The 16,200-nt window shown below is 44.2% G+C and carries 14 protein-coding genes; 3 read left to right on the top strand and 11 right to left on the bottom strand.

Going from position 1 to position 16,200, the window contains the following annotated elements; genetic code table 11:
- The first annotated feature begins 146 nt into the window (after window positions 1-146).
- A complete protein-coding gene (locus ACOOFG_RS00130; RefSeq protein WP_420421614.1) occupies window positions 147-842 on the top strand; it encodes a hypothetical protein in 696 nt (231 codons plus the stop codon).
- A 104-nt stretch (window positions 843-946) separates the two neighbouring features.
- Here the strand turns inward: ACOOFG_RS00130 and ACOOFG_RS00135 are convergent, their stop codons facing one another.
- The 8 genes from ACOOFG_RS00135 to ACOOFG_RS00170 all read right to left on the bottom strand — a co-directional run bounded on the left by ACOOFG_RS00135 (window position 947) and on the right by ACOOFG_RS00170 (window position 10,349).
- Window positions 947-1,321, bottom strand: a complete 375-nt coding sequence (locus ACOOFG_RS00135) for a hypothetical protein (RefSeq protein ID WP_420421615.1) — start codon at window positions 1,319-1,321, stop codon at window positions 947-949.
- A gap of 179 nt (window positions 1,322-1,500) precedes the next feature.
- Window positions 1,501-1,959, bottom strand: coding sequence for a hypothetical protein (locus tag ACOOFG_RS00140; RefSeq protein ID WP_420421616.1), 459 nt, complete (start codon window positions 1,957-1,959; stop codon window positions 1,501-1,503).
- Entirely contained in the window at window positions 1,934-2,377 is a 444-nt protein-coding gene (locus ACOOFG_RS00145; RefSeq protein ID WP_420421617.1) for a prepilin-type N-terminal cleavage/methylation domain-containing protein, read from the bottom strand. Before ACOOFG_RS00145 ends, ACOOFG_RS00140 begins: the two co-directional genes overlap by 26 nt.
- A 49-nt stretch (window positions 2,378-2,426) precedes the next feature.
- The gene (locus tag ACOOFG_RS00150; protein ID WP_420421618.1) at window positions 2,427-3,437 is read right to left on the bottom strand and encodes a rhomboid family intramembrane serine protease; all 1,011 of its coding nucleotides are present in this window, start codon (window positions 3,435-3,437) and stop codon (window positions 2,427-2,429) included.
- 192 nt (window positions 3,438-3,629) lie between these two features.
- Window positions 3,630-4,814, bottom strand: a complete 1,185-nt coding sequence (locus tag ACOOFG_RS00155; RefSeq protein ID WP_420421619.1) for a type II secretion system F family protein — start codon at window positions 4,812-4,814, stop codon at window positions 3,630-3,632.
- A 168-nt stretch (window positions 4,815-4,982) separates the two neighbouring features.
- Entirely contained in the window at window positions 4,983-6,563 is a 1,581-nt protein-coding gene (gene gspE, locus ACOOFG_RS00160) for a type II secretion system ATPase GspE (protein ID WP_420421620.1), read from the bottom strand.
- Window positions 6,560-8,947, bottom strand: a complete 2,388-nt coding sequence (locus tag ACOOFG_RS00165) for a type II secretion system protein GspD (RefSeq protein WP_420421621.1) — start codon at window positions 8,945-8,947, stop codon at window positions 6,560-6,562. Before ACOOFG_RS00165 ends, gspE begins: the two co-directional genes overlap by 4 nt.
- A 4-nt stretch (window positions 8,948-8,951) precedes the next feature.
- A complete protein-coding gene (locus tag ACOOFG_RS00170) occupies window positions 8,952-10,349 on the bottom strand; it encodes a hypothetical protein (RefSeq protein ID WP_420421622.1) in 1,398 nt (465 codons plus the stop codon).
- 206 nt (window positions 10,350-10,555) lie between these two features.
- On the opposite strand from ACOOFG_RS00170, the gene ACOOFG_RS00175 reads away from it, so the two are divergent.
- The gene (locus ACOOFG_RS00175) at window positions 10,556-10,960 is read left to right on the top strand and encodes a hypothetical protein (protein WP_420421623.1); all 405 of its coding nucleotides are present in this window, start codon (window positions 10,556-10,558) and stop codon (window positions 10,958-10,960) included.
- Between the two features lie 282 nt (window positions 10,961-11,242).
- Here the strand turns inward: ACOOFG_RS00175 and ACOOFG_RS00180 are convergent, their stop codons facing one another.
- Complete coding sequence (locus tag ACOOFG_RS00180; RefSeq protein WP_420421624.1) at window positions 11,243-11,977, bottom strand: hypothetical protein; 735 nt, start codon at window positions 11,975-11,977, stop codon at window positions 11,243-11,245.
- Window positions 11,978-12,135: 158 nt separating this feature from the next.
- Here ACOOFG_RS00180 and ACOOFG_RS00185 point away from each other — a divergent pair, with 158 nt between their 5' ends.
- Window positions 12,136-12,825, top strand: a complete 690-nt coding sequence (locus tag ACOOFG_RS00185) for a hypothetical protein (protein ID WP_420421625.1) — start codon at window positions 12,136-12,138, stop codon at window positions 12,823-12,825.
- 98 nt (window positions 12,826-12,923) lie between these two features.
- Here ACOOFG_RS00185 and ACOOFG_RS00190 read toward each other — a convergent pair whose 3' ends face one another.
- Both ACOOFG_RS00190 and mutY read right to left on the bottom strand, forming a co-directional pair.
- Entirely contained in the window at window positions 12,924-15,065 is a 2,142-nt protein-coding gene (locus ACOOFG_RS00190) for a heavy metal translocating P-type ATPase (RefSeq protein WP_420421626.1), read from the bottom strand.
- Between the two features lie 36 nt (window positions 15,066-15,101).
- Entirely contained in the window at window positions 15,102-16,145 is a 1,044-nt protein-coding gene (gene mutY, locus ACOOFG_RS00195; protein WP_420421627.1) for an A/G-specific adenine glycosylase, read from the bottom strand.
- Between the last annotated feature and the right edge of the window lie 55 nt (window positions 16,146-16,200).

The following is a 16,200-nucleotide window of genomic DNA, read 5'->3' on the forward strand; positions in this document are numbered from 1 at the left end:
GATTGTTTCTATTCAATCTTTAAAAAAAAGACTAGCAGTCTCTAACCCCTTTCTCTGGTTCTCCGCCAGGGAAAAATGGCTAGGCCCAATTCTTTTAGGATTGGGCCTACCGTTTTATATAGAGGTCTAAAAAAAGAGGAAACAAAGTGGCCTTATCTCCTTCGGTAGACAACAACTACCCGAAACATCCAGAAGAGTTTGCTCAATTCGTTAGTTTAATAGAACCTTACTTTCAAAAGTATATTGATCTCACCGTTCATCAAAAAGATGAGTGTCTTGAAAGATTAAAGCCATATGAAGATTCTTATCGTACTAAATGGTTTATGGAGAGTTATGATGACTTTGCTAGAAGCTCAAACGAGGCTCTAAGCTTACTTCGAGAAAAAATAGAGCCAATTTGCAAATCTACAAAGTACTTTCAAGAGTTCGATGAAGGAAATAATGAATATACAGACTTGATCGAAGAGGTAAAAGTTATAGAAAAGGATTTCTTCGAGATCTCTAATAGATTCAACAGGCTAACTTCTGCTTGGTTAGAAGATTTAGGAAAAATTTTATTTTGCCAAGAGGTGGACAAAGCTACTTCGTTTGAAGATTCGTCTAAAGATAATTTAGCAGATATTTTTGATCGCTATCCAGCGCAATGCGAGGTTAAGAAGGATTTTGCTCATGCAGCTTTAATTATCAGAAGATTGAATATTTATATCAGACAGATGGGCACAATAATGCAATACGCACCGATGGATAACAGCTTGGACTATTTAATGAGAATAAATTGGTGTGTTACTGAAATTTTTCAACGTATGCCTTCTCCCCAACACATAAAAGACCACAACTCATAGTTTTTCTAGAAGCTGTGGATGGATACAGCCCCATCTCATATAGATGGGGTCTTTGAACTCGTCTCTAAAACCCTTTCTCTAGCTCAGTTTCCGTATCACTCTTACTAAAGATATGCAAGCCAGCAAAGGGCTAAGCCCCATACAACTGATAACAGTCCAAAGAAGAGGAAGGTGTTTGTTTGTGCTTTCGAAACCTTGGTCATGAGATTGGGTAGGAAAAAGATGATCAGTCCACGAAGGAAGCAGACCCATCCAAAAATCGTGACAAGCACTGAAAGCTCTAGCTGCCATTGAGGACTAATATTAATGACTGTCAAGCCAATGATGAGGTTGATCACCCCACCTATGTACATGATTCCTGGGGTTTTCTTGATTGATTCAGACATCTTTTTGACATTCTCTTGATAGAGCAAGGTCCAGACTCCAATAATCAAAAGAATGGGGCCAAAAATTGCTGCAAGGCCGACTGGGGTTGCCATATGTTTCTCCTACAACACATCGTTTTCCTCACGCTAGCCTGAAGGTCGATCTGTTGTCAACCTGAACTCTGGGTTTTTTGCTTATTTTCAGGAGAGAGTTCTCTTAAATTCTCGAGATTTTTGCCGATGGGAAGGACCAAATGATCCTTTTCAAGGCAAAAAGGTTGGGGTTCCGATTGTCAAATTTCGGATGCTGCAATGATCCGATTTTCAGCAGGATTGAGAGAAATCTGAAATGTTTTTTTAGAAGATGAGAGTTGGATGTTTCCTTCTGGAATGATCCAGCCCGAGCGGGTGAAGGTGAGTTTGAGCTCCGATGTTTCTTGATCATCAAAGAAGAGCTGAGCAATTTGCTCAATCTTAAGCTCTTTATTCCCCCCTCGAAATCCAAGGGGTTCATCTGTCATACGCGTGCAATAAAGAGCGCTTCCTTTTTTTTGGATGTGAAAATCAATATCTGCTTCGGCGCTCATGGCCACTTTATGAGACCATTCGAGTTCTTTTGCTAAACGATGCACACTCGTTTGAAAGCGATACTGAGCGATCATCGGCTTTGCTTTAAAAATGACAAGCGAGCCGACGAGCGCTAAAATCGCAACGCAGAAAAACAGCTCAAGAATCGTCAGCGTTTTCTTCATCCCAAGGATATTCGGGGCTTTTGTTTTTCTTTTCGTAGAATTTTTCGTACTTTTCGGAGTGAGCACGGATTTCATAGGCTCCCTTAACAGCAACTACTTCAAATTGAAGGTCGTTTTTCCACCCGTCAATCAGGTACTGCTTAGGCTTATTGACAAGGCCAGATTCAGTAAGGACATTGCCAATTCTCAAAGCGATTTCTTCGGTATTGGCCCCTTCCAAGGCTTTGATTTCATTGGAATCCATTTCGAGATGGACGATGTTGTAAAGCTTTGTGATCCCCTCTTTCGTTTTAAAAGCTTTTCCTTGGTCCATGCTCCCACGCATGTTGTAGCCAATGACACTGCCAATGATCCCGATGATGAAAATGACAATCATCACTTCTAAAAGGGTCATGGGGCGCTTTTTTTGTTTCTTCATCTTGTAGTCCCTAGTGTTCATAAGTTGAGCTATTATACCCTTCGTAAAATTAGTCGGCAATCTCTTCGGGTTTCAATAGAGTATCCATTTCTTCGTCAATTTTTCGGATTTCGATGGCTCGCAGAAGTTCAGCTTCGTCAGATAAATACATCAGGTGAAATCTTCGAACATAGAGCTCGGAGTAATGAGCTAAATCATTGCGGTAGAGCTCCTCATCACCACTGAGGTTTAAGGCAACCATCTGAGGTAAAAGTTTTTTTATTTCTTCGATTTCGGTGCTGACAAAATTAAACGTCGTGTCGGTTTCGATTTCAGGCAAATTTGTGTCGATGTTATTTGCATGCTCATAATATTTACTGAGCAATTGAAAAAAAGTTTGCCTATCTGACGGCGCTCGTCCGAGCACGGTTGCAAATACGACAAGAAGAGTCACGACAAGTGCTGAGCCGCTATAAAGATGGGGCCATGATTTGTTTCTTAAAGCAACGCTCGACCGGTTGACCAGGTAATAGCCAAGTCCAAGCACGACTCCGCAAGCAAGCCCACCAAGGTGGGCACTGTGATCCAAATCATGATTTTTGAAAGCATACATCACATTGGCAAAGAGCACATACATGCAATTGAGAAGCGCTTTTTTCCGCTCTTCCACAGACATAGGGATTGTGAAAAGAACAACAAAGCCCATTCCAAAAATTCCGGCAATTGCTCCGGACGCTCCAGCTGAGACAATCATCGTTTCTTGATGGAAAAGAAAACTTGCAACCCCTGAAAGTAGTCCAGAAACCAAATAAGCAACAAAGTATAGATAGCTCCCAATGGCGGACTCGAGAAACCTTCCCATCGAAAACAAGGCATACATATTAACTAGAAGGTGAATCACTCCGATGTGAACAAACAAGCTTGTCAAAAGCCGCCACCATTCACCACTGAGAACTTCATAGCCGCTATTCCCCCCCCACCGAAGAATGTCTTTCACTTCTGGGCTGACGAGTGCAACGCCTGAAAGACTCATGAGAGCAAAAACAATGAGGTTGATTGCGATAAGAATTTTAGTAATCATATTTTTCCTGATGACTTTGTGTAAGTTTTGATTTTTCGGATTTTTTCTTTTTGCGCATCGCTTGAAGCCAGAAAATAACAAGCGTCCCAACCACGCCGATCCCCCAAAGAATATTGTCGTAATTTCGCGCGAAATTTAAAAAATTATTTACAGACACTGTTTCTCCACTTTTTTTGTAAAACTGTTTTACATTCACTGAATCATAGAGCTCACATCGGTTAATGGCAAGAGAACAGAAAGTAAGATGACGGCAACAACAAGTCCTAAAAAGAGAAGAATGACAGGTTGGAGAAACGAAGTTAATCGACTTAAACTCCGTTCTAGGTCTTCTTCATAGATTTCAGAAACGTGCTGCATCATTTTTGCCATGTTGCCCGACTCTTCTGCAATGGCCATCATCCGAATCACTAAATGAGGAATGAGTGGAGATTTTTCTAATTCTTCTGAAAGTTTTTTTCCTTCGACAACTTTAACTTCTGCTTTGGAAATCACCTCTTCAAATTGGTGGTGGTGCATCACAAGCTTGGCCAATTTAAGGGAGTCAAGTAGCGAGACGCCCCCACGCAGTAGAACAGAAACGACGCGGCAAAAACGGGTCATCACCGCTTCCGTTGTTAAACGTTCGATCACAGGAATGCGCAAGGCAATTTTCTGCCGGAAAAGTTTGCCTGATTTTTGCTTCATGAAAAAAGTCCCCAAGAGAAATAGGAGGCCGCAGCAAGAAAAAATCCAAAAAGCATTTTCATTCAAAAAGGAGCTGAGGGATAAAACAGTTTGTGTCAGTGGATGAAGTGAGCGCCCTTCAAACAGTTCTTGCATTGAAGGAATGAGAAAAAATAGCAAAGCTCCAATGACAACGAGACAAAAACTTCCCAAAAAGATCGGATAGATCATTGCAGTTGTGATTTTTTTCTTCAGTCCCTGCGCGCGGGCAATCAATTTGGAGAGCTCTTCAAAACTTTCAGTTAAGCTTCCTGATTCTTCTCCAGCGCGCACCATTGAAATGTAAACGTCATCGAAAATACGAGGATAGCGGGCGAGAGCTTCTGACAGGTGCTGCCCTTCTTTAACCTGGTCGCACAAGTTTAGTAAGAGAGAGTGAGCTTTGGTGCGAAAGTATTTTTCTTGAAGCGTGAGTAAACTATCATACAGCGGAAGACCTGCCCGGAGCAGGACATGCAAGTCACGGGTCAAATTCAAGAGCAAAGGAGGAGATAAGGTCTGATCACGGGGTTGCTTTTTGTACAGGACCAGTTTGGTGACCAAGATCTTTTGCCGACGGAGTTGCTCTTTCGCCTGCTCAAGGGTGTCGGCATTGATTAAGCCGATTGTCTTTTTTCCATTAGGACTAAGTGCTGAGTATTGAAAAAGTGCCATAGCCAATGAGTATAGCTGAACTGATTTAAAATTGGGTTATTTAGGCGAGATATTTTGATGGTTTTTGGTTTCTTAAAATCGAAACCATTGTCCATATGACAAGGAGAGATTTTAAGAAGCTAAAGGACATCTGAAGGATCCGGATAAACGACCCAATTTTAAATCAGTTCAGCTATAAAGTTCAATTTGACGGGTGACGCGGAGGACTTCAGCTGTGGTGGTCACTCCTTGGTTTGCCAAAATTGCGCCTTCTTCGCGCAATGTTTTCATTCCCGATTCAACGGCGGCTTTTTGGAGCTGCGTTGCATCTGCAGAACGAAGAAGTTGCGTTTTGATTGCATGATTGACGGGCATGAGCTCATAGATCCCTAAGCGGCCGCGATAGCCTGATCCATAGCAACTGCCACATCCTTCTCCTTTGTAAAGCATGCCTGACTCTAAGGCTTTGCGCTTGAGCCCCAGTTCGGAAAGTTCCGTGTCAGAGGGCTTATATCCCACCTTGCAGTCTTCACAAATGCGCCGCACAAGACGTTGCGCTAAGACTGCTAAAATGGAGGAGGAAAGGAGGTAAGATTCAATACCCATGTCGACGAGACGGGTCAGTGCGGAAGGAGCGTCGTTCGTATGCAAAGTGCTGAGGACTAAGTGACCGGTTAGAGAAGACTGAATGGCAATTTCGGCAGTTTCTTTATCACGGATCTCCCCAATCATGATCACGTCCGGATCTTGCCTGAGAATATGTCGCAATCCTGTTGCGAACGAGAGTTTGATTTTGGGATTCACTCCTATTTGAGCAATGCCGGCGAGTTTGTATTCGACCGGATCTTCGATCGTCATCACATTCACTTCTTGCGAATGAATTTCAGAGATGGCGCTGTAGAGAGTTGTAGTTTTACCACTCCCCGTGGGGCCGGTGACGAGGATGATCCCTTGGTTCTGGTGGAGGTACTTGCGCAAATTGGTCAGGGTCGATTCGGCCATGCCGATTTTATCTAGCCCGAGAACGATGTTGCTATTATCTAAAATACGCAAAACAATCCTTTCGCCATAAACGACGGGGACAGTGCTGACACGGAAATCGATTTGCCGCCCACCCATATTGAGTTTGATGCGACCGTCTTGAGGAAGCCGATGTTCAGCAATGTCGAGCTTGGCCATGACTTTGACACGTGTGACGAGTTGCTTTTGCATTTCAGGAGGAGGCGAATGACGAAACTGCAGGACCCCATCAATACGATAACGAATCACCATCTCATTTTCGAGAGGTTCAAAGTGGATGTCTGATGCCCCCTGTTGGATCGCTTCAGCGATGATCATATTGAGCAAGCGAACGACGGGTGAGTTGTCTTGCGCACTGAGAAGATCGTACTCTTCTTCCCCTGTTTCTTCTTTATGTCCGTTGCCTTCTTTTTTCAGCCCTTCGATGTAAAGCGAGGCTTCTTTTTCCCCTTGGTGGTAACACTGTTCAATCGCTTGCTTAAGATGGGGCTCGGGACAGAAAACTTCTTGGACATCCATTCCGGTCATGCACCGGATTTCTTCGAGGACTTCTAAATCGTAAGGGTGAGAAATCGCAACGAGAAGCTTTCCCTCCTGTTCTTCTAAAGGAAGCGCCAGTCTTTGCTTCACAAAGTTGTAGGGCAAGCGGCGGACTTTCTCTTTGATGAAGGGATAATTAGATAGGTCATAAACAGGCTCGAGTCCAAACCGTTTTGCTAAAAGAAAGTCTTCTTTTTCTTGGTCAATCATTGCACCTTTCCGAAGAGGAGCCGTAAACTGTTATCAAAGAGCCGTTGCTTTTGCTTTTGTTTCGCCTCTTCCACACGCTCTAAAAATTCGGGAAGATCTCCGGGACGTTTGACAAGTTGCGCATGTCTCATTTTTTCAAGTTCCCCTTTTCCATCAAACACAATTTTTGGAGTGATGAAAACAAACATTTCGGTTTTTTCATCTGTTAAGCGGGAATCTCCGAAAAATTTCCCCAGCCCTGGAATTTCTCCTAAGAAGGGCAAACGACTGCTGGAATCTTCAGCGGTCTTTTGGCGCAATCCTCCCAAAATGACTGTTTCACCATCGGCCACACGCACATGGTTTTCGATGTGTCTTTTAAACACGTCGGGACGGTTAGGATCGGGCGAGGTTTTCTTAATCGTGTCAAATTCGATGTTGGTTTCAAGTGTCACATAGTGGGTGTCTTCTTCAGGAAATTCCGGTTCGTGAACGGTTGGAGTGATCACAAGTGTGGTTCCATATTCAGCACGTGAAAACGACTCTTTGAAAATGGTTCCGCCGTTGCTATCAATCGGCGAGGCACCATTGGCAATCGAGACTTCATCCACAAGTGAAATTTGCGCGGGGGTTTGGTTCAATGTCGTGACCGAAGGAGCGGCGTTGATACGGACATCTTCTTGCGACATCAAGAAGTTGTAAGCGATGTCAAAAGCAGGCCAAAAGCTATTGGGCTTTTTGCGGAATAGAAAAAAGTCGACAACGCCACGACGCAATGGCGGCGAGTCAGCTGGAATGGGAGCTGAGGCTTTACTTGTTTGGTAGCGAAATCCGGTTTCATGCCGATCGGTTGCTGCAGAACCTAAGCGGAAAATATTGAGGCCAAAATTGTTTTCATTGCGGATCCGCTTTTCAAAGAGGAGAACTTCAATTTGAACCATCTTCTTAGGAACGTCGAGCTTGCGCAAAAGATCTTTAATCTTGGACAGGGTGTCACGTCTGACAACCATCATGATGGTCCCTGTCTTGGGGAAGGGAATGAAGTTAGTGGTAAACGACTTATCCTGTTGCGACTGGATGTTCCCAGCGATAGCAGGCAAAGGAGAAACCACTGGAGAATAAGGAGGCGGACCATATTGAGAAGGAACAGCCGGTTCACGGGGATCATCATGTTGTCGCGTGGGTGGCAACGGCTGATTCGGCGGCCTCGGATCTTCTCCTCGGATTCCCGAGTAGATGAGTGAAGCGTAAACTTTTTCCAAAACATCTGAAACTTCGAGTGGGTCACTGTGGCGGCAGGTATAGGAAAAGACCGTCATTTCCATCGGATCTTCGATCTGCCCTTGAGCATCATCGATCAGTTTTTCAGCCCGTTCAACCATATCCTTCGGGCCAATGAGCACAAGCGATCCCTCTCCTTTGAGCGGAAGAATGATCAAATCGTCACCTTCTCCTTTGGTCAATCCCATGCGAGGCTTTTGGGCTGAATCGCCAAAGTAGGCCTTCAAGATTTTTTCCATTTCCTCAGGAGCAATACGCCCCATCGGAATGATGCGAGTGATTTTTTCGTTTTCTTTTTCCCAAACGGCGTCGTAGAGGGCCAGCAGCTTTTCAACCTCTTCTTTTGAGGAGATAATCGCAATTTTGTATCCCACCTGGTAGACAAAGGTCATTTTGGGGTCGCGGAACCTTTCAAAAAAGTGGCTCACCCCCTTAATCCGTTCCGGAGGAGGGTTGAAAACGTAAACCACACGGCTCTTTGCAGGCACGCGCATCAGATCGCGGGGGGAGTTGATGATGTTGTCGACCGCAATGAGGTCTTGTTTCAAGATGTAAAGCTGACGAGTGTAGGGGTTGAGTTGCTTCACTCCAATGCCATTATGAGAAAGGACGATCTCTAAAAGCTCGCTCCACGACTCACGTGGAATGGGAATGCTCGAATGCATGTGAATTTTCATCGAGAGGATTTCTGGCGGAACAATGTAGAGGTAATCGGTGGAACCATATTCCATGATGAGTTGGGACAAGGTCGTTTCTTCTTGGTCCCAAAGGGCATAGCCTTCATCATCTTTTTTGGTTTCTTCAACAGCAAGTCCTCTCCACTCTTTTTCTAAATCGACGATTTCTGTGCGGATTTCATTGACTTCTCGCAGAAGCTCTTGAAAGTCTTCTTCTTTGGCACCTTCTTTATAGTAGTCAGCGACAAGCTCGTACTTGACTTCAAGTTCAGTGCGCAATTTATGCAGCTGTTTATTGACGTCGTCGAGAAAGCTGCGCAACTCTTTTTGATCTTTTTGCAGGCGAAAGGCTTCCCGCTTTTCTTCAATCGTTTGACCAGAAAGGAGCCCACTAGCGCAAAGCAAGAGGGTAAAAATAGAGATTGAAACCTTTTTCCTAATCCACACCTTATCAGAATCCTTCTGGTGACCTTACCGGTTTTTTTCGGGGCCGTCTTCTCATCTCTTTGGTAAGCGAAGCCTCTCCTTGGGAGACTTCCTCTGAAGAAGATGAACGGATTTTAGTCGAAATCACCTTTTTTTTGTGAGGGGAATGTTCTTGCTTGCTTTGCATGGCAATTGGAATTTTTACATTTTGCACCTGAGTGCGCATCGGATCAAACAGCGTTCCAGAGAAAACAGGCTTTCCTTCTTTTTTCTCAATCCCATCAAACACAAAGAGTTCGCCTTTGGTTTGAAAAGCTAGCACCTCTTCGACTTCGCGCAAGCTCTTGAGAACCCGCCACCCAGAAGGGGTATGCAAAATCCAGTCGCCTGCCTTCAAAATCGTTGCTTTATTTCCAATCCGACAAGAAATGCGAGAGGCTGTCCGTTGACGTACACGTGAAAAAACCTCTTCGATGCGAAAGTTGAGGGTCTGAGCTCGCTCTTTTTCATGAGCCACGCTTGCCTTTTCCAGCCCATCGCTGCTCCAAAGTTCCCATTCGATCTTGTGTGGAGTGACCATTTTTGCCCGAGCAATCGGAGCTTTTCGGGTTTCTTTCCCCACAATTTCTCGTCTCCATTTACCTTCCTTCCAAACAAGAGTATCCCCTTGCCTGATATGGACAACACTTGGCTTCCCTTCATAAGAAAACTCCATCCTCTCATGGTTCTTTAAGGCTTGATACTCAGCGCCTCCGTAAAGTTCGAACAGGCGATCGGGTTCCCACCAATGACTCTTTTGCAATAAACCCACAGCCTCCTGGAACAGAGAGTCTTTTTTCGAGGGGTCTTCTTTTTGTAGAAGATCTTCAATCTCAAACGTTTTCTTTTCTTCGACGAGCTTTTCGTTCCCCTCTGTCAACAGCCGAACTCCAAGTTCGACAAGCGTTTCGCCTGATTCAGAAAGATGGGGCATGATCCATAAAGGGGTAGGCTCACTTGAAAACTGCAGATAGGGCTTTTCTCCTTCAACATAAGTCAAATAGAGCTTCTGCCCAGACACCACTTTGAGGGATTGTCCACTTCCTTTGAGGCCTATATGGATAAGCAGATCGTAAATTGTAGCATCGGGTCTCGTATTTTTTCCCAAAAAGCGCATTTCCCGCTTTAAGTCGGGAAGAGGAAAACTCTTGAGTTCGGAAGAAATTTTAAGAGCTCCCTCGCCAATTTTTTCATAAGTGACTGAGGTTTTAACTGCCGCTTTGGTTTTGGGAATTTTTTCAGAAAAAGAGCCATTTTCTTCATTTGATTGGAAAAGCAAAAGTCCGAGCCAGACGATCGCTCCTAGAAAAAGAAGAAGCACTCCACTGGTTAACAGTTTAAGAATCTTATGGATGTGTACAAATGTCAGTTCTTTCGCAATCAAATGTTGTCTCAAAAAAAAATCGCTTGATTATCGCGTTTATTTTATTGATTTTACCGAAAAACTTCAAAGAAAACGATTATCGATCCGATTGCAAAAAAATTATTATAAGTTTTAACCTAGGGATATAGGGGGAGGTGGATGCTCATCTCTCGCGTATGTCTGTGTCAACATGTGACGCAACTAGTAAAATTGAGAAGGTCAGAATAATGGACAAAAAACTTAAAGAAGGCATGAGTGTCCAAGAACTGGAAAATTTTGGGAAAAAGTATCGTTTTGAGATCTTTTTCATCCTTTATTTTCTCCTTGCGACTCTTTTAACTTTTCTCTTCTTCGGCGCAACATGGAGTATTTTCCTTGCAGGTATTGGAGGAATTTTAGGTGTTTGGCTACCAGGAAAGGTAGAAAAAGCAGCTAAAGCAGCTTTCCAATTCGTCTATAAGCAAGAAAAAGTCACTCGCCTCATTTTGGCAATTGTCGGTGCTGTGATTGCATTTTTCCTTCCACCACTCGTCTTTTTCGTTATGGGATTGATGGGAGGAGCTGGAATGAATCGTGCATCAGCTGCTGTGCCAAAAAAACATGATGAAGGAGAAGGCGGCGGGCACCAATAGTCGCCCCTGAAAAAGTAAGATTTCCTAGGAGAAAAAATTGCTCTCTCGAGGAAGATTAATACCTTAAATCTGCAAGAATTTGAAATTTACGTATTCATTTCCTTGCAATTTTGTCGATTGGAAATCGAACCTTCTAAAGCAAAAAAATAGCTATTTTGCCCGAAAAACGAGACAACGCGACGCACTAAGCCCCTTCAGAGGGCTTGGTAAGAAGCGTTATTTCTATTTTTCAAAAAAGAGCATTTTTTTGCCGAAGGGACTTTTTTAGAGTCGACTCTAACTCTAACGAGTGAGTTCCGCCTCTCTTGCAGAAATATAATCCAGGAGCGTCATGTCCTGGACCGTAAAGTGATTCAGGAGTGACTGAAATCCCTCCTGCTTGATACGTGTATCTTTTTGCGTAGCGTTCCAACCTGCAAACGCTTTGAGATCACGCCAAGCTTCAAGCTCACGGTCTTTCATGCCCAATTCTTGATAAAGTGTTGCAATCCGCATCAAGTTAAAGGCAAAGAGTCCCGAGCCATAACTCTTCACGCCTTGGCTTTTCTCCCAAAACGCCTCGTCTTCAAGCATTTGCCTCTTCAGGTAAAGTGCTTGCTCAAGAGCCTCTAGAAATTTTCCTTCGCTGAGGAGAAGGGAAGCTTGCGCATAGTCGCTGTAGTAAGGCTGATTGGTGCGCTCAATCACCTTGCTCCCAAACTCACGGGCCTTTTTACTTTCCTGCACAGCAATGAAATCTTGAGCGAGTTTAGCTTCATATTCAGCATTGAGTTCGGGGTGTTTTTTCATCAAGGAGGCAAGATTCTTTAGCTCATCATTGTTAGAATCGAGAACCTGCTCCCATTTCACAAAGGCATTTGTGGCAGAGACAAAGTCAGCTTCATTTTTGTGCTTCTTATTTCCAAGCTTGATCACAAAAACCATCACGAGAAGTAAAACTATGGCCCCAACAAAAACACTATTCTTATATGGGGCAATGCGCATGCGTAGCGGGATAGAGGGCTCAAGTGTTTCCATGTTTCACCTAGGTGCTTCAAAAAAACCCTTATTCTAGCGAAAATCCCTTTTTTTCAGCACTAATTACATTAAGTTGTTATTTTTCAATGCTTTAAATGCTTGATCGCTTTTTTCTACATCGTCTGGTATCATTTATCCCACGAAAAATGGAGGAAACCATGTCAGCAATCAATTCTCATAACCCCGAATGGGATCGAATTTGTAGTAATTTTTCTTACTCCCTTACTACGAGAGATTCTGCTTTGAAAGAAGCCTATCATGAAGAACTTGATCAAATAAGAAATCTTTTTAAGAACCAAGTCATTCTTAGTCAGTCCGAATGGAATCAAATTTGTGATGGCTATTCTTTTAACCTTCCTAAATTTGGGTCTAAGGAAATTGAAGCCATGCAGCAAGGCCCTGGAGTAGTAGCATTACAGCAAAAACCTCTCAAGTTAGAAAGATCCTACTTCAAAGTAGTCGCCGAATCAACTCACACATTTGCCGTATTTGTTTTTTCCGGGCAAAGTTTTCACATATACTTTTTTAGAGATGAAAAACCCACTTTTTTCATATCTGTAACAAATATAAATTATCTAGTCCCATTTGTTGGACAACTCGACAAGTTATCTGAAAGGCCAGATGATAACTTTTATCAATTTGAACACGCAATAAACGACAGTATATACGGAATTCCAAGCAATAAAGGTACAGCTTCAAACAAGCGCCCCATCTCATCGCAGCAACAAAAATCTGAAAGTGATCCCCCGCCCCAAAGAGCGCCACATAGGGATCAAGAGAATGAGAGAGTTAATGCCTCTACAGAGGAACTACGCTGTTTATACTGGAATGCGAGCTCCTTTATTTAGTCTATTACCCTTCTGCGCATGACAACTAGTTTTAGCCAATGACATGCCCAAGTTTCACTTCAGGTCGTGTGGATAGGCTCTTTACTCCCAGAATGAAGCTATGACAGCTTTTTTCTCTGAAGAGTAATTGAATTGAGAACGACCGAGATCGAGCTCATCGCCATGGCAGCGCCGGCAATCATTGGATTGAGCAATCCGAAGGCTGCGAGGGGAATTCCCACACAGTTATAGACAAAGGCAAAGAAGAGGTTTTGGCGGATCTTCACAAAGGTCACCTTCGAAAGTGACAGTGCTGTCAGTAGGTTCGCCAGGCTACTGTGCATGAGCCCAACTGACGCACTTTCCATCGCAACATCTGTCCCATCAGCAATGGCAAATCCGACATCGGCTGCAGCAAGCGCGGGTGCATCATTCACTCCATCACCGACCATCCCCGTAATCTTTTTCTCATCTTGAAGTTTCTTGACGTAAGAGGCCTTGTCTTCAGGCAAAACTTCTGCAAATGATCCATCAACATTGAGCTGTTTGCCAACTGATTCGACCACTGCTTTGCGGTCTCCACTCAGGAGGTAGACCTTCTTTTTCAGTTGATGAAGTTTTGCAATGGCTTCTTGGCTGCCTTCTTTCAATTTATCGGCAAGTGCAATGAATCCGATGCACTTTCCCTCCTCAGCTAGAGCTGCAATCACCCGTACATCTGTCTCCAGTTCATCCTTGAAAGAGCCGAGATCAATGTTTTGCTGCTTCATGAAACGGGCCGAGCCAAGTAAGTAGGCCTTTCCTTGGAAATTGCCGCTGATTCCCTGCCCAGTATGAGAATGGAAAGCTTCACACAGTTGAATTTGCAAGTCTTGATTTTTGGCATGATTTGTAATGGCTTTTGAAATGGGGTGATCAGAAAGTGTTGTTAAACTCACCGCTTTTTGCAGCAGGCTGTCGTCCTCAGAGGCGATTTCATCAACAGAAAGTTTTCCCTCGGTGACCGTTCCTGTCTTATCTACAATGATAGCATCAACTTTAGCTGCTTTTTCCAAACCAACGGCATCTTTGATAAGGACACCTTCACGTGCACCGCGGCCACAAGCCACCATGATCACGGTTGGCGTCGCTAAACCAAGGGCGCAGGGACAGGCAATTACGAGAACAGCAATCCCACTGATAATTCCTTCTTCCCAATCACCTGCAATGAATCCCCACAAGAGAAAGGTGAGAATCGCAATGCCTAAAACAATGGGCACAAACACACCCGAAATCCGATCGGCCAATTTTTGGATGGGGGCTTTCGAACGCCCGGCTTCTTCGACAAGACGAATGATATTGCCCAAACTAGTTTCTTTTCCTAAACGGGAAGACTGGACCTCGATCATTCCTTCGCCATTAACGGTTCCTGCATAAGCTTTTTCCCCTTTCTCTTTGCGGACGGGAAGGCTTTCACCTGTGAGCATCGACTCATCGACATGCGACTCTCCCCCCACAACATCACCATCCACAGGAATCCGTTCACCTGGCTTGACAACGACAACATCGCCTTTTTGCACCTCATCAATCGGCACTTCTAAGGCATCATTTCCCTTTTTAACGCGCGCTGATTTGGCTTGCATTTTGAGTAAGGCTTTCATTCCACCTTGGGCATTGTGCTTGGAGTGATGTTCGATCACGCGCCCAAGTAAAATGAGAGAAATCAAGACCGCACTTGTTTCGAAGTAGAGGTAACCGCGCACATGAAAAAGCACAACAGCTGCGCTAAACAAAAAGGCGGCAGTTGTTCCCAATGCGACAAGAACATCCATGTTGGCCGATTTATTTTTGATCGACTTCCACGATCCAATATAAAATGAATATCCGGCACCAAACTGAACGATTGTCGCCAAGATGAGTTGAATCCAATGGGGGAAGGGAACATCGATTCCAAAAAACTCTCCAAACATCGGAACGGTGAGGGGGAGGGTTAAAACAATGGCAAAGATGGTGCGGACTTTGAGCCAAAAAAAGGAGTGATCTTTTTCTTCATCATAAACTTGTCCTTCTTCGATGACTGTTGCAGGATACCCCAATTCTGTAATGGCATCGGCAACTGTTTGTTTGACGTCTTTTCCCTCTTCATATTCGACGCGAGCTTGCCCCGTGGCAAAGTTAACCGAGCAATTGATTGTCCCATCAATTTTCGCCACCCGTCCCTCAATCTTAGCAACGCAAGATGAACAATTCATATTCCGAAGATGTAAATCAAAAAATGCCATCGAATCACCCTTAATATTTAATAGAGCAATAAAAGATTAGGTCAGGAAAGTCAACAGACGGCGGTGACCTGAGGAAAAGGGAATCTTGTTGAGGTCTTTGAGCTCCACCCATTCATAGCCACTAACGACTGCCGCTTCTGTCTGCCACACATGAGGATAGAGAAAGGCCTTGTACCGTGTAAAGCCATGAGAAACTTCGGGCAAAGCTGTTTTGTAGGAGAGGGAAAGAGAAAAATGGCTCGCGACTGTCTCATGCCATGTTTCAATCTCTGTCACCGGCTCAAAGTGTTCAAAATAGGGGAACTCCCATAGATCAGCCATCACTTTCCCCCTTTCACCTTGCTTCAATAAGACCCCTTGCTCACTTTGAATGATTGAGACAAGTCGGTGCAACAAGGTGGTAGGAATTTTTTTCCCCTTTTTCGGCAGCTCTGCCACTTTGTCTTGGCTATAAGCTAAACAACTCGCTTTTAAGGGGCAGCTTTGACAGTTCGCTTTTTTTTGGCAGACAAGAGCGCCAAGTTCAATAAGCGCTTCCATCACAATCCACGGCTCCACCTCAGGCAATAATGTTTCAACCCGTTCTTCAATCTGCTTTCGGGTCTTTCCCTGATCAATCGGTTCTTCAATTCCAAAAACACGCGCCATGACGCGAAGCACATTTCCATCGACCGCAGCTGCCTTTTGCTTAAAGGCAAAGCTTCGAATTGCCCCAACTGTATACGGCCCAATTCCCTTAACCTTGGACAGGAGTTCGGCTGCTTCGGGAAGCTCCCCGCCATGGTTTTCAAGAAGATAGCGGGCTCCATCATGTAAGTTCCGCGCCCGAGAATAATAGCCTAATCCCTCCCATGCTTTGATCACATCTTCCCTTGAAGCTCGAGCTAAAGCTTCGACTGTAGGAAAAAGACGCATCCATCTTTCAAAGTAAGGAATCACCACAGCCACTTGCGTTTGCTGCAGCATCACCTCTGAAATCCACACGGCGTAGGGGGAAGAATTTTCCCTCCAAGGAAGCTGACGGCGGTTTAGGAAAAACCATTTCTTCAAACTGTCACAATCAAAAGGCTGCTGATTCATTAAGTTGCCTCACTATTAACCCTTTACCTCCTTTGGCACGGAAGTTGCATTTAAT

This window comes from Simkania sp., from assembly GCF_965215465.1.
Classification (GTDB): Bacteria; Chlamydiota; Chlamydiia; order Chlamydiales; family Simkaniaceae; genus Simkania.

What these genes read in the sequence shown, in the direction of transcription:
- ACOOFG_RS00185 (WP_420421625.1), top strand. Translation starts at nt 12,136, where the DNA reads ATGTCAGCAATCAATTCTCATAACCCCGAATGGGATCGAATTTGTAGT.
- ACOOFG_RS00145 (WP_420421617.1), bottom strand. Translation starts at nt 2,377, where the DNA reads ATGAAGAAACAAAAAAAGCGCCCCATGACCCTTTTAGAAGTGATGATT.
- ACOOFG_RS00180 (WP_420421624.1), bottom strand. Translation starts at nt 11,977, where the DNA reads ATGGAAACACTTGAGCCCTCTATCCCGCTACGCATGCGCATTGCCCCA.
- ACOOFG_RS00135 (WP_420421615.1), bottom strand. Translation starts at nt 1,321, where the DNA reads ATGGCAACCCCAGTCGGCCTTGCAGCAATTTTTGGCCCCATTCTTTTG.
- ACOOFG_RS00150 (WP_420421618.1), bottom strand. Translation starts at nt 3,437, where the DNA reads ATGATTACTAAAATTCTTATCGCAATCAACCTCATTGTTTTTGCTCTC.
- ACOOFG_RS00140 (WP_420421616.1), bottom strand. Translation starts at nt 1,959, where the DNA reads ATGAAGAAAACGCTGACGATTCTTGAGCTGTTTTTCTGCGTTGCGATT.
- ACOOFG_RS00190 (WP_420421626.1), bottom strand. Translation starts at nt 15,065, where the DNA reads ATGGCATTTTTTGATTTACATCTTCGGAATATGAATTGTTCATCTTGC.
- mutY (WP_420421627.1), bottom strand. Translation starts at nt 16,145, where the DNA reads ATGAATCAGCAGCCTTTTGATTGTGACAGTTTGAAGAAATGGTTTTTC.
- ACOOFG_RS00155 (WP_420421619.1), bottom strand. Translation starts at nt 4,814, where the DNA reads ATGGCACTTTTTCAATACTCAGCACTTAGTCCTAATGGAAAAAAGACA.
- gspE (WP_420421620.1), bottom strand. Translation starts at nt 6,563, where the DNA reads ATGATTGACCAAGAAAAAGAAGACTTTCTTTTAGCAAAACGGTTTGGA.
- ACOOFG_RS00175 (WP_420421623.1), top strand. Translation starts at nt 10,556, where the DNA reads ATGGACAAAAAACTTAAAGAAGGCATGAGTGTCCAAGAACTGGAAAAT.